Source organism: Pedobacter sp. V48 (assembly GCF_000523515.1).
In the GTDB taxonomy this organism is placed as follows: Bacteria; Bacteroidota; Bacteroidia; order Sphingobacteriales; family Sphingobacteriaceae; genus Pedobacter.
The window spans coordinates 88,905-102,608 of sequence record NZ_AWRU01000034.1 but is presented as its reverse complement, the minus strand read 5'-3'; the positions used below and the strand labels follow the sequence as shown (position 1 = coordinate 102,608).

The following is a 13,704-nucleotide window of genomic DNA, read 5'->3' as shown; positions in this document are numbered from 1 at the left end:
AGCCTTCAGGTTTAGCCGAAAATGGACTGCTGGGCGCGTAGGAAAATGGGCCGAGCGGAGAAGCCGATACAAAATAACCATCTGCGTAGCTTTTGAATTCTGTGCCAGGGGCGGAATACTGATAGTAATATTTACCATTGTGCTTTGTCATCCATGGCCCCTCCGTCCATGGTCTTTCAGTTCCTGTGTTATAGTCGCCAGGTCTTTCCCATCCTCTTCTGGCAGGGTCGCCTTTTAAAACCTGTACTGGCTTACCAATTGGTTTAAGTTTATTATTGGGGTCGAGTTCAACCGCATTTAAATAGTCATTATTGGTGCAGCCATAGTACATGTACACTCGGCCGTCGGTGTCCTGAAAGAGATCAGGGTCGCCTATAGAAAGCGGGAAGTCAGCGTTAAATACCTCCCATTTTCCGGTGATGGGATCCGTTGCCTTATAAATAATATTGCTATTGAGCGGCATATAATATAATTCACCGTTTATTACAGCAGCAGCAGGCGCGTCTTTTTCAAATGGCAGATCCCTGGTGGTGACAAATTTCCATTTGAGCAGGTCTTCGGAAAACCAGTAGCCGCTGGAAGCGGTTGCGAATAAATAATAATTATTTTTGAAAAGCACAATAACAGGATCTGCTGCCATTCGGCGCGATGGCTTATCAAGCGAAAAGCGGTAACTGATGTTAATGGGATTACAAAAGGTTTGCTGTGCTTTTCCGCCTGGCGAAACCAGTGAGAGACATAGTATAAAAAAGAATGTCAGTTTTGAAAAGAGATAATCTGATGATTTCATATATAACGATCGCCGTAGTTTAACTAAAGTTTCAAAGAAAAGAAATTGAAAGTATTCAAATTGGTCGTTTTATAGTCCGTGAATCTCAATTTATGCTAAATGAATATGGAATTGGTTAATATACCCAACTTCTTTATATTCGGTTCGCTTATGAGATCTCCGCTGCTGTTATTGATGATATGTGTTTCCATGCTGAGTAGTTTTACCAGTCGGGCTCAGCTTCATTATTTTAAGCATTACCAGAAAGGGAATGGCTTATCCCATAATTCGGTTACCGCTATTTTGCAAGACAGCCGTGGTATGTTATGGGTAGGCACAAAGGCCGGGCTCAACAGGTTTGACGGATATAATTTCAAATATTATGCGGATCCTACAAATTCGTATGACGCTATTGGAGACAATAACATTTCTTCGCTTTGTGAAGACAGGTCTGGAATGATTTGGATCGGCACCGGCCGTGGCTTATTTAAATATGACCCGTACCTCGATAGGATCGAGCAGTTTCCGGAGCTTAAGATCAGTCGTTTTAGCAATCTGTTGGCAGATGCAGGAAATTCTATCTGGTTTCTGGCGGATAACCAATTGTACCGGTATGAGCAAAGAGGAAATAAATTAACCGACCTGAAAAAAAAGGCGCTTTGTCTAGCTCAAGGCAAAAAGAATACCCTTTGGTTGGGCCATAGCAATGGTTCAATCGAGAGATTTGAGCCGGTGATGGGAAAATCCAAGTTTGTGCAGCTTATTGATCCCGCTTTTCCGGAAAGTACCAAACCGATCAGTAAAATATTGGAAACCGACAGCCACGGATTATTAATTGGTACTTATAAGCAGGGCTTGAAATTTTACAATCTTTCCAGTGGCATGGTATCTGATATTCAGTTACATCAGCCAGGTAATACCCAAACCGTAATCAGGGACATTATCGCTAGCGGTAAGGATGAATATTGGATCGGTTCGGAAACAGGGCTGTATATATACAATAGCTTGAGCAGAAATAGCAGACGCTTGCAAAAAATCCCGGGAGATGAGTATTCTTTATCTGATAATGCAATTTATGCGGTATGTAAAGATCGCCAAAACAATATCTGGATCGGTACATACTTTGGAGGACTAAATTATTTCTCTGCTGAAAATGCACGATTTAAGAAGTATTATCCCATCTATGGTCAGAATTCCATTGCAGGTTCCGCGATAAAAGAACTAGCTGGTGATGGCCGGGACAATATCTGGATCGGCACTGAAGATGGGGGGCTGAGTAAATTAAATTTAACATCAGGCTCCTTTCATAACTACAATGCCGCAGACGCGATCACACTCCGGCTCGGAACCAATATACAGGGAATGCTGTTAGACCAAGACAGGCTGTATGTCGGATCATATATGCATGGCCTGCAGGTGCTGAACGCAAGAACCTGGACTATCCAGGCCAGCTATCCGCTGATTGGAACCGATGCGGAGAAAAGCGATTTCATTACCTGTATTTATAGGACCAAAAAAGGTAAAATACTGTTTGGTACATTAAATAAAAGCCTGGGAATTTTAGCATATGACCCTGCAAAAAGGATCTTTACAAAGATTGGCAAATCATTATTCAATAGCAGTGTCCAAGCAATTTTCGAAGATCATTCCGGGGTTATCTGGGCAGGCACTAAAGACAGCGGCGCTTATTATTTTGACCCGACTTCCGGAAGAGAAGGATTTCGCCTGCTGCGCAATAATCCAGTATTTCAGATAAACGGTATTTATGAGGACAGCTCATATGCGCTTTGGTTGACTACTGATGGCGGTGGTCTGGTCAGATTGGACCAAGAGCGAAAGTTCAGCCGGGTTTTTACAAAAAAAAGCGGCCTTCCCAGCAATGTTACTTTCCGGCTGTTGGAAGATGATCATAAAAATTTATGGATCAGTACTTTGAATGGTTTAGCAAGACTAAAACTGTCATCATTGAAAATCAACGTGTATACGCAGGAAAATGGTCTTCCAACAAATCAATTTAATTATAATTCGGCCTTGAAGATGGGAGAGCGTTTGTACTTTGGTTCTATTCAGGGCCTGGTCGAATTTAAACCCGGACAGTTTGAGCAGCATGTATCCCGGCCCCCCACTTATTTTACTGGTCTGCAGATCGACAATCAGGAGGTTAGGCCTGGTCGGAATTCGCCGCTTAAAAAAGCGATTATGTATACAGATACACTCGTTCTCAGACATACACAAGCCAGCTTCTCACTTGCATTTGCCACGCTGGATTATACTGCTCCTACTGCTATCAAATATCAATATCGGATGGACGGACTCGATAAGCATTGGAATCCGCTGAACGGGAACCGCAGCGTCTATTTCACAGACCTGGCTCCGGGGGATTATATCTTCCTGGTAAAATCTGAAAGCAGTATAGGGAGCTGGACGGGTGCGGAACGTAGGTTGTACGTTAAGATTTTACCACCGTTTTGGAAAACTTATCTGGCCTACGGTATTTATTTGCTTTGTTTATCTTTATTTTTTGTGATGCTGATTGGATATTACCTTCGAAGGCTCAAACGGAAAAATAAAGATAAACACTTAATTTTCGAGCAGCAAATGCAACAGGAAATGTATCAGGCGAAGATCGAGTTTTTCACTCATATCACTCATGAGATCCAGACACCGTTAACGTTGATTGACGGGCCGGTCCAGGTCATCGGTGAAAAAATAGATAACTGGCCGGAAATAAAAGAAGACTTTTTGATGATCCGGAAATACACCAACCGGTTACTKGAATTGACACGGCAGCTACTGGATTTCAGAAAAACGGAGGTGAACGGCTTTGCTTTAAATTTTGTAAGAACTGATGTCAATGAAGTCATTGAAGAACTGATCAATAATTTTAAGCTGCAGGCAGCTAAATCAGGAATCATGCTGAGTTTTGATTCGCAGGACGAAAAAATCAGCGCATTTGTTGACAAAGAGGCCTTTGTAAAGATCTGCGGGAATCTAATCTCCAATGGGGTAAAATATGCTAAAAATGCCTTGAGGGTGGAATTGTCCCTTCTGAAAAGTGAGGATCCGGCCTTCTCTGTCCGCTTCATCAACGATGGCAGTGCTATTCCGGTTGGCTATCACCATAAAATATTTAACCCTTTTTTCCGCTTACCGGGTGAGCAGAAAGAGGGTACAGGCATCGGACTTTCGCTGGCAGCTTCATTAACTAGCCTGCACAATGGCACTTTGAACTTAATTGAAAGTAGGGTGGGACGTACTGTTTTTGAACTTGTTTTACCCCTCCATCAAGGAATTGAGTTCAATTTGAATGAGTGGAAAGGAGGCCTTGAATGAAGAGCAGTATTTTAATTATTGATGATAACCAGGATTTGCTGGACTTTTTATCACGTATTTTCCGTGAGCGCTATCGGGTGCACATCGCTATAAACGCAGATGTTGCGCAGGACATTCTGAGTAGGGAACGTGTTGAGCTGATCATTTCAGATATTATGATGCCAGGTATGGATGGTTTCGAGCTGTGCAGGTTTATTAAGCTTAGTCATAAATACAACCACATCCCTGTTGTACTGCTTACTTCCAAAAACACCTATGCTGCGCAAATTGATGGATTGAAAGTGGGTGCAGATGCCTATATACAAAAGCCCTTCCAAATAGAATTTTTGCAATTGCAGGTAGCCAATCTTTTGATAAACAGGGAACATGTAAAACAACATGCTTCTGGTTTGATGGTAATAAAACGCGGTTTAGCTCCGTCAAAACTCGATTCGGAATTTTTAGCGGGTTTCAAACGTTATGTCCTGGAAAATATAAAGAACCCTAATATTGATATTGACGAACTTGCTGTGCAGATGAATATGAGCCGGGCTACATTTTACAGGAAAGTTCGATTACTATTTGTCTTGTCTCCATACCAGGCTATCAATTCGATCAGGTTGGAGAAAGCTGCTGAACTGATTGCGGCGAATCAGTTTACCTTCCAGCAAATTTCGCAAATGACAGGGTATAGTTCAGCTACTGTCTTCAGCAAAAAATTCAAGGCGTATTTCAAAGTCTCACCTTCCACCTATTTGGAAACCCTGAGCCGGGAGAAAACCTGATCGATATTCGACTCAAGGGTATCTTTCTATGGGTGGACCTTGTTGCCGAATTAAATTCGCTGGAAATGACATGTAAAGCCTCTGGGGCAGACCTCCGGCTGAAATGAAGTCCAAACTAGCTGGGTTTGTTGGTGAGTATCAAAACAACCTCCCATTCACTATAAAAGTCCACCTGGCTATCATAGTCTATAACCAGCAATTCATCGTATTGCCCCCAGATTACCTGGACGCGATCTGTTGGTTCGATCAGTACAAACGTGATATGATAGGTTGAGCCGTGCATTAGTCTGTACGAGCCGCTAAGCCCAAGAAATTTCGCCAATGCATAAGAAGTTTTGGGAACGTTATGCTTCATGTGATTATCGCAATAGTAATTGAGTTGTTCAAAATCGGCAAATGTCTTCCTTTGATTTCATGCTAGTAAACTTGGTTTTTAAAGGAGTTAAGAATGAGGGAATGAAGCCATTGGAGCTGGCTTGGTATTGACCGTTTATGGCTGAACTCTATTGACCAGGTTCTTCTTTTTCTTTAGCTATTTTGATAATTTTTTCGACTGCAATTTGTGATTCAATTAGACATTCCAGGTAATTTTCGAGCAGATACAAATTTTGAAATTCATTTAAAATTACTGATTTAACCGCTGTTTGGACGTTATTTGCTTTATATGTACATTCTAGTAAAGGGTCGATAATAGGCATGGAGATGAGATGTGACGTTAAAAACACAAAATTACTATAATTAATTCTTGAACGGCAAGTTTTTTAACAACGTGTTATTAACCTGCTTATTGTCCAAAGATGGGTGAGAATGTGACCAATCAACGGCATTTATTCATTTTAGCTTTTGTACTAGACTTACTACCTATGTATGCTTTGCAAAATCCTTTTTAGGACTTGGTAACATTTTCTTAAGAAGTAAGGCATTCTGTGACATTCTAAATGTTGATACTAGCTTGCTTCTGTAGCTTAAATGTTTTCTAATATTTTAATATGATTTTGATCGTTTTCATTTTTTGTAATTGTTACCCACACCCTTCTTGTGAAATTCTTCTAATTTTTCGATCCTGATCTCAACTGGACGAATTTGGTCAACAGTCCAGAATCCTTCGACCGTCTTGGCGTGATCTGATTCAGGAGGAATATAAAAGTTGCGTCCGCTAAGGTCTGGGCTGAACTCAGTGTAATGTTCCATGGTTATCAGTAAGGTAATCAATCCTTGAAAGGTGAATAATTTCGTTTTAAAGGATTCATTCATGTCATGTATACTTGGTTGGTTATGCTTGACTTCCGTTTTTTAGCGGAAAAAAGTCAATTTGCGGGTATGCTGTATATGGTTAATTCAAAGTGATGAGCATCAAAATTAGAAGGGTTTTATTGTGTATTTTAAAAGCCGTTTTTAGGAGTCTCAAAGCCTTGGTCATGTGTTGTTCTACAGTTTTAACGGAGATATTTAGCTGTTCGGCGATTTGTTTGTTAGACATATCCTGTTCACGTCGCAGCCGAAAAATATTCTCACACTGGGGCGGGAGCTTTTTAATCTCCTCTTCCAGAAGTTTCTCCAGTTCCCTGGTTTCGATATAGTGGATCTCGTATGCATCTGGGCTATGTGAAGCACTGTACGCTACGTACCGTTTGTGAAGCACAGTCCGACGATAATGGTCAAGTATTTTGTTTTTTACAATGGTGTAAAAGTAAGCCCTGAAAGAAGTAATCTTGTGTGCAGAGGCCCGGTTGTTGAATACAGTAATGAAGGTGTCCTGCACAAACTCCATGGATTTTTCGCGGTCGTTCGTTTTCTGCATCGCGATACTGAGGAACTGCATATGATATTTTTTGTATAAATATTCAAATGCAGATTCATCCCCTTGCTGCCAGAGCAAAAGTAGTTCCTGATCGTTATAAACACTGAGATTTTTAATTGGTTAGCTCCTTTATTTCAGGGCAATACTAGTAAAGATATTGTGTATAAACAAGCACACTTCTCATAAAACTCTGTGCAGAGTAACATCTATTGAGAATGGAATTTTAGATTTTTTAGTGGCAGAACACCTGATTAGTAAGCAAAATTCGTAGTAAATGATGTCACCCGCTATCGATAATGATACAAACTATACTTGACGCTTTACCGTATTGCAGACTATATGTCAACAGAGTTTCTCCAAAAATAAAATCGGTAGCCTACGAGATTAACGCAGAACGATATAGTTGAAATTTAATTTATTTTCGTTTGGACTAAGGGTAGGCCTTGCTTTGTTCGTCTTGTTTATACGGGGTAGAGCGCCAGTTCGCAGGGATCCCGAACCAAATAAATGTATGAATCAAGAACGGCTAGAGTATTTGCTGGAATGTTACCGGCTTAAAAAGTGCAGCGAATCCGAAATGGCAGAGCTGGATGAATGGTTTCACACCTACAACCCGGGCAATCACGATATGGAAGCCTGGCTTAGGGAAGTTGGTGGACCTGAAAATCTGACGGAACAATCTTATACCGAATTTAGCCTGCTTGTCCGCTCGCCGGTGATTATCAATTTCCGTAAAATTGCGGCCATAGCGGCAATGCTGCTGATCACTGTAGCCGTTGGATATTTGCTGAACAACGGCCCAGCGGAAATGCAGGATCATTCTGATGTCCGAAATGTGGTTAAAACAGATATAGGTCCGGGTGGTAATAAGGCGGTGCTTGTTTTGGCAAACGGCAAAAAAATTGTCCTCAATAACGCCCGATTAGGCAAATTGACGCAACAGGGAAATACCTTTGTTAGCAAACCTGCTGACAGTTCGATCTCCTACCGAGGCTCAGGAGCCGGCTTAACGGAAGCAGCGCTTCAGTACAATACTTTATACACTCCTCGCGGGGGCAAATACAATTTGACCTTGGCTGACGGTACCCAGGTGATGCTTGATGCGGCTTCATCGATCACGTTCCCTGTATCTTTCAACGGAGGCGAAAGACGGGTTAAGGTTACCGGACAAGCTTATTTCAAGGTAGCGCATGATGCTAAAAAACCATTTTTTGTAGTTTCAAAGGGGCAGCTGATAAAAGATCTAGGAACTGAATTTAACGTAGACGCCTACCCGGACGAGTCCGGCGTGAAAGTCACGCTCGCGGAGGGCCTGGTAGAAGTAGGTAATTCAGGTTCAACTGTTTCACTGGTGCCAGGTCAACAAGCCAGAGCTACGGGTAGTCACCGGATCGAGGTAATGAAGGTCAGAGTTGCTGATGTGGTCGCATGGAAAAATGGATGGTTCGTATTTCACAATGAGCCGGTGATGAATGTTATGAAGCAGGCTGCCAGATGGTATGACGTGGATATACAGTATCAAGGTCAACCAATCACCAAAAGATTTGGCGGGAACATCTCTAAATATAAAAATATTTCTGAACTGTTGGAGAACTTAAAACTAACAGGAGGTATTAATTATAGAATTGAAGGAAGGAGGGTAACCTTGATCAATTAATTACACGCTCCATGGGTTGCCGAAAAATATACCAGGGGTCTTCGACCTCCCCTGGTATCAGCACAATGTACTGTTGTCCGGCAGTCAAAAAATGTCTCTTACAATCAATTATTTACTAAACCAAACATTCAAATGTATAAAATTTATACTGCATTACGATGTGGAAAACCTTTCCATATCAACACCAAAATTTTTCTAACAATGAAATTATCGTTGCTATTACTTACCGCTTTCTTACAAGTAAGCGCGTCCTCGGTGGCTCAGAAAATCACTCTCCAAAAGAATAACGTGAGTCTGCTGGAAGCCCTGACAGCTATCAAAGACCAGAGTGGCTTCAGTATATTATATGACGAGCAGGTCTTGCGTAAAGCCGCGAACGTAACTTTAGATGTGAAAAACGCGTCTTTGGACGAAGTGCTGCAGCAGTGTTTTTTCGGGCAGCCGTTCACCTATTCCATCAATAACCAATCTATTTTAGTCATTCCCACACCCGCCGGCATTCGCTCAGTGCGGCTGGCTCCCATTCAGGTGACAGGAAAAGTTATTGATGAAAAGCAGCTGCCAATTCCAGGTGTGACCATAAAGCTAAAGGATGGAAATATTACTGCCTTGACAGACAAGAACGGTAATTATTCTATTAAGCTGCCTGATGATAACGGAGTTTTAATTTTTTCTTTCATGGGCTTTGCTACGCAGGAGGTACCAATCGAAAAAAACAAAATAATAAACGTTACTTTAAAAGAGGCGAGCAACGATCTGAATGATGTCGTGGTTGTAGGTTATGGAACCCAAAAGAAGGCTAGCCTGATCGGCGCCATCAGCACGGTTAATGTTGAAGACCTAAAGCAGCCTGTCGCGAATCTGTCCAATTCGCTCGCCGGCCGCATAGCCGGGATTATCGGTGTGCAGCGCAGTGGTCAGCCGGGCTATGACAACTCCGAAATATACATCAGAGGTATTTCCACTTTTACCAACAGCAGGCCTCTGGTATTGGTTGATGGAATCGAGCGCGAGTTTTCGAACATCGACCCTGAGGACATTTCAAGTTTTAGTGTTTTGAAAGATGCTTCCGCAACAGCTGTATATGGTGTGCGTGGTGCAAATGGCGTGATACTGATCCAAACGAAGAAAGGTAAAATTGGCCGGCCACTAATTAATTTTCAATACGATCAGGGCATTACACAGTTTACAACGATCCCAAAATTTGCTGATGGTGTAACGTATATGCAAATTGCCAATGAGGCTAGTCTAAACAGCCGTCCTTCCGATGGTTTGAGGTATTCATTGGACCGGATCAATAAAACGGCTAGCGGAGAAGATCCGGATCTGTACCCGAATGTAGACTGGTTCAAAACACTTTTCAACAATACAGGGCAGAACCGGCGGGCCCGTGTTAATGCGAATGGTGGCTCTGAAAACGCACAATATTATCTTTCTGTTGGCTATTATGATGAAACAGGCCTGTATAAAACAGATGAACTCGCTGATTACAATTCGGCTATTAAATTTTCGCGGTACAACTTTTCCTCTAATCTGACGCTCAACATCACAAAGACGACAAAAGTTGAATTCGGGGCTTCTGGCTGGCTGAGTAATGGTAATTATCCGGGAACCTCTGCTGATGGGATTTGGAGTTCGGCCTATTCCTTGCCGCCAATTTCTATCCCGGTGATTTATTCAAATGGTTTGCATTCCCAGATTCGTACTGGCGATGTCTTAAATCCTTATAATCAGCTGACGCAGACTGGCTATGTTAATGAGTTTAGAAGCCAGTTGTGGAGTAATATTCGTGTGACGCAGGATTTAAATATGGTTTTAAACGGACTCAGTGCAACAGCGCTATTTTCTTTTGATAATTTAAATACGCACAACATCAGCCGGACCAAGACAGTTGATGGTTACCTTGCAACCGGTCGGGATGCGAATGGAAAGTTGCTGTTGGACAGAACCTCAACGGGTACCAGTTTTCTGAATTATACAAGAGCTAACGGAGGTACACGACAATTTTATACAGAGGCTGCCCTTAACTACAACAATACCTTTGCAAGTAAGCATAATGTCTCAGGTTTGGTCTTGTTTAATCAGTCCGACAGGGTGGATGCATTCGCGGGTGATTTTATTGGTTCTATACCTTTCCGATATTTGGGGCTGGCGGGACGTGGTACATATGCCTATAATAACAGGTATCTGGCCGAGGCCAATTTTGGTTATAACGGATCAGAAACTTTTGCACCTGACAAACGTTTCGGCTTCTTTCCCTCATTCGGAGTTGGATGGGTAATTTCTGAGGAAAGTTTTTTCAAACCCCTGGCCAGCGCTTTTCAGTTTCTAAAACTGAGGTATTCATGGGGTAAAGTAGGTAACAGTCAGATTGGTGGGCGCCGTTTTGGCTACATTTCTACGGTTGGTGGCGGTAACGGCGGTTATGATTATGGCTCAGGCAGTGCCATACATAACATTGGTGGTTATGATATCGCCGATTATGCAGTTGCCGTAACCTRGSWRMGRKCGRMARAGCRKMRYKTAGGRATTGAGTTAAAGGTACTGAACAATGCCATTTCGCTTACAGCAGATGTATTTAAAGAGAACCGCTCAGGAATATTCCGCCAGCGGGGTGATGTGCCGGACTATGCAGGTATCAGAAATTTGCCGCAGGCAAACTTAGGGGAGGTTAATAATCGGGGTGTTGATGCTACTCTGGAGGTAAATAAACAGATTGGCAGCAATTGGCATTTGGGGTTCCGTGGTAATTTTACCTGGACCAGGGCAATTGTAGTTGATGATGCCAATGCACCTTGGCCGTTTCCCTGGCAGCAGCGAATCGGCCGGAAGTTCGGTCAGAGGTTTGGTTACACAGCTTTAGGCCTGTTTTCCAGCGATGAAGAGGTAGCCAATAGTCCCTACCAGACAGGCAGCAATAAAGCCGGGGATATCAAATATAAAGATCTGAATGGCGACGGTAAAATCGATACTTATGACCAGGGGCCTATTGGTTACGGTTCTATGCCGGAAATAGTCTATGGTTTTGGGCCGACCATACAATGGAAAAACTTCTCCGTTGCAGCATGGTTCAAGGGAATCAGTAATGTTGATATCAGTCTTAGTGGCGATGGCTTTCAGCCCTTCAGCCAGGGAGGAGAGCGCGGCAACCTGCTTGCCCAAATCACTGATCGGTGGACTCCAGGAAGTACTGATCCGACCCCTTTCTATCCCAGATTGACCTATGGTAATGAAAATATGAACTTCGAAAACAGCAGCTGGTGGATGAAAAGCGGGGCCTTCATGCGTCTGCAGACCCTGCAGCTTAATTATGATTTCAGAAATGCTAACTGGTTGAAAAGAGTAGGCATGTCTACGCTTAGCCTGTATTTTATGGGCAACAATTTATGGACGGCCAGTGGTTTTAAACTCTGGGATGTTGAGCTGGGAGATGGCCGCGGTGCCGCCTATCCTCTGGTTAAAACATATAGCCTGGGCATCAAATGTTCATTCAAATAGGTTTTTAAATTAAATTAAATATGAAAAATATAATACTATACGGCAGTGCCATTCTGTTAGCGTCCAGCATGCTATTAACCACGGGCTGCAAAAAATATCTTGATCAGGTGCCGGCTGATCGCTTAACAATTGACCAGGTATTTCAAAAAAAGGGTCCCTCGGAACAGTATCTTGCCAACATTTATAGTCATATCAATGATGAATCAGACCAATGGAGTGCCAGTCCCTGGACCGGAAATAGCGATGAGGTAGACGTAACCTGGAGCAAATATGATATTTACAAGCTCAATACTGGGAATATCAGCGGCGGAAATCCTGTTTTTGATAAATGGGGTTACTACTACAAAGGGATCCGCAGCGCCACTTACTTCTTAAATCACATTGATGAAAATGCGGAAATTATTGCTTTGAACGGGCAGCAACTTATAGATCAGTATAAAGCAGAGGCCCGGTTTTTACGCGCTTACTTTTACTTTTTGTTGATGCGGCAATATGGCCCGGTGGTGCTCGTGGGCGACACTGAACTCCCCGTGGATGCAAGTGCAGCTGATATGCAATTACCGAGGAGTCCGTTTGATGAATGTGTAAACTATGTCGCAAGCCAGTTGGATCAGGCTGCCGCTGTGCTTCCGCGACTGCCTTCAAACAACGGACAACCGAGTGAAAATGAATATGGACGTGCCACAATTGGGATGGCCCTGGCTGTCAAAGCCAGGTTGTTGTTGTATGCGGCGAGTCCGCAGTATAACGGGAACACAGATTATGCAAATTTCAAAAATCAGGATGGAACGCAACTGATCAGCCAAACTTATGATAACCAAAAATGGAAATTAGCGGCTGATGCAGCTAAAGCCGTCATTGATATGAATATGTTTAGCCTGTACAAAGATCCGGGTAATGATCCGGTAAAATCCTACCAGGATGTATTTTTTATTGCGGGAAATAGCGAGCAGATTTTTGTAAGACCAGGAAATAATCTTGCGACTCTGGACGTCCACTCGATGCCAAGGCAAGCGGGTGGCTGGAATGGCCTGGGTGTAACCCAGGAGCAGGTAGACGCCTATTTCATGAAAGATGGAAAACCTTATAATGAATCTTCACTTTATTCAGAAACTGGGTTTACCGATGTGAACGGGGTGCCGATTTTCAATATGTATATCAATAGAGAACCCAGGTTTTATGCCTCCATTGTTTATAATAATGCTTCTTGGCAAGGCGGATCGATGACCTCACAGGCACCGATCTCTTTCTTTGTGAATGGACCCAATGGTAAAGCAGGTCACGCCACAGACTATATTAAGACGGGATATCTGATCCGCAAGAATGTCGGACCACAAACCAATAATGGTGCGGGTGGAAACGGAGCAACACAGCGAAGACCTCTGGTGCTTTTCAGGCTTGCAGAGGTTTATCTCAATTATGTCGAAGCTTTGAATGAATATGAACCAGCGAATGCTGATATTCTCAAATTCCTCAATCTGATTCGGGAAAGGGCTGGTGTACCTCAATATGGCAGCGGGACTGACCCACTGCCAGTTCCTGCAAGCCAGCTTGAGATGAGAAACAGAATACATGCTGAAAGACGGGTGGAACTCGCTTTTGAAACCCATCGCTGGTTTGACATCCGTCGCTGGAAGATCGCCCCACAGGTAATGGGAAATATGCATGGGATGGACGTTAATAAAGATAACAATGACTTTTATAAAAGAACGGTTGTCAGTTCTCATTTGTTTCTTCCAACTGCTTCCTATTGGTTTCCAATTAGTCAATATGAGCTGGACAGAGGCAGGTTGATTGTTCAAAATCCCGGATGGTAACTAAGTAATCAAAATAACAAATCATGAAAAGTAAAAATATTTCTATAAATCTTTGTCTGTTCATT

At 42.7% G+C, this 13,704-nt stretch carries 7 protein-coding genes and 1 pseudogene; 5 read left to right on the top strand and 3 right to left on the bottom strand.

Translation table 11 applies throughout. The features are described from left to right. The coding region (locus tag N824_RS32105) for a family 43 glycosylhydrolase (protein ID WP_161662367.1) at nt 1-790 on the bottom strand (790 nt) is incomplete at its 3' end. 150 nt (nt 791-940) lie between these two features. On the opposite strand from N824_RS32105, the gene N824_RS25885 reads away from it, so the two are divergent. Then, nucleotides 941-4,102 (top strand): two-component regulator propeller domain-containing protein, encoded by a 3,162-nt coding sequence (locus tag N824_RS25885; protein WP_161662366.1) that lies wholly within the window; start codon nt 941-943, stop codon nt 4,100-4,102. Next, nucleotides 4,099-4,866: a response regulator gene (locus tag N824_RS25880; protein WP_048908013.1), complete on the top strand. Its 768-nt coding sequence runs from the start codon at nt 4,099-4,101 to the stop codon at nt 4,864-4,866. The genes N824_RS25885 and N824_RS25880 overlap by 4 nt, the downstream gene beginning before the upstream one ends. A 115-nt stretch (nt 4,867-4,981) precedes the next feature. On the opposite strand, the gene N824_RS25875 is transcribed toward N824_RS25880, so the two are convergent. Beyond that, nucleotides 4,982-5,221 carry a hypothetical protein gene (locus tag N824_RS25875; RefSeq protein ID WP_048908012.1) on the bottom strand — a complete coding sequence of 80 codons (240 nt, stop codon included), beginning with the start codon at nt 5,219-5,221 and terminating at the stop codon, nt 4,982-4,984. A gap of 978 nt (nt 5,222-6,199) precedes the next feature. Then, nucleotides 6,200-6,745, bottom strand: coding sequence for an RNA polymerase sigma-70 factor (locus N824_RS25860; RefSeq protein WP_048908009.1), 546 nt, complete (start codon nt 6,743-6,745; stop codon nt 6,200-6,202). A 433-nt stretch (nt 6,746-7,178) separates the two neighbouring features. On the opposite strand from N824_RS25860, the gene N824_RS25855 reads away from it, so the two are divergent. From N824_RS25855 to N824_RS25845, 3 genes and pseudogenes are all read left to right on the top strand, one after another. Beyond that, entirely contained in the window at nt 7,179-8,324 is a 1,146-nt protein-coding gene (locus N824_RS25855) for a FecR family protein (RefSeq protein ID WP_152542463.1), read from the top strand. Between the two features lie 201 nt (nt 8,325-8,525). Then, nucleotides 8,526-11,822: pseudogene (locus N824_RS25850) on the top strand (TonB-dependent receptor). A gap of 20 nt (nt 11,823-11,842) precedes the next feature. Further along, nucleotides 11,843-13,639, top strand: a complete 1,797-nt coding sequence (locus N824_RS25845) for a RagB/SusD family nutrient uptake outer membrane protein (RefSeq protein ID WP_048908006.1) — start codon at nt 11,843-11,845, stop codon at nt 13,637-13,639. The last annotated feature ends 65 nt before the right edge of the window (nt 13,640-13,704 follow it).

Coding starts and splice junctions, on each gene's coding strand:
- N824_RS25880 (WP_048908013.1), top strand. CDS start 4,099: ATGAAGAGCAGTATTTTAATTATTGATGATAACCAGGATTTGCTGGAC.
- N824_RS25875 (WP_048908012.1), bottom strand. CDS start 5,221: ATGAAGCATAACGTTCCCAAAACTTCTTATGCATTGGCGAAATTTCTT.
- N824_RS25855 (WP_152542463.1), top strand. CDS start 7,179: ATGAATCAAGAACGGCTAGAGTATTTGCTGGAATGTTACCGGCTTAAA.
- N824_RS25845 (WP_048908006.1), top strand. CDS start 11,843: ATGAAAAATATAATACTATACGGCAGTGCCATTCTGTTAGCGTCCAGC.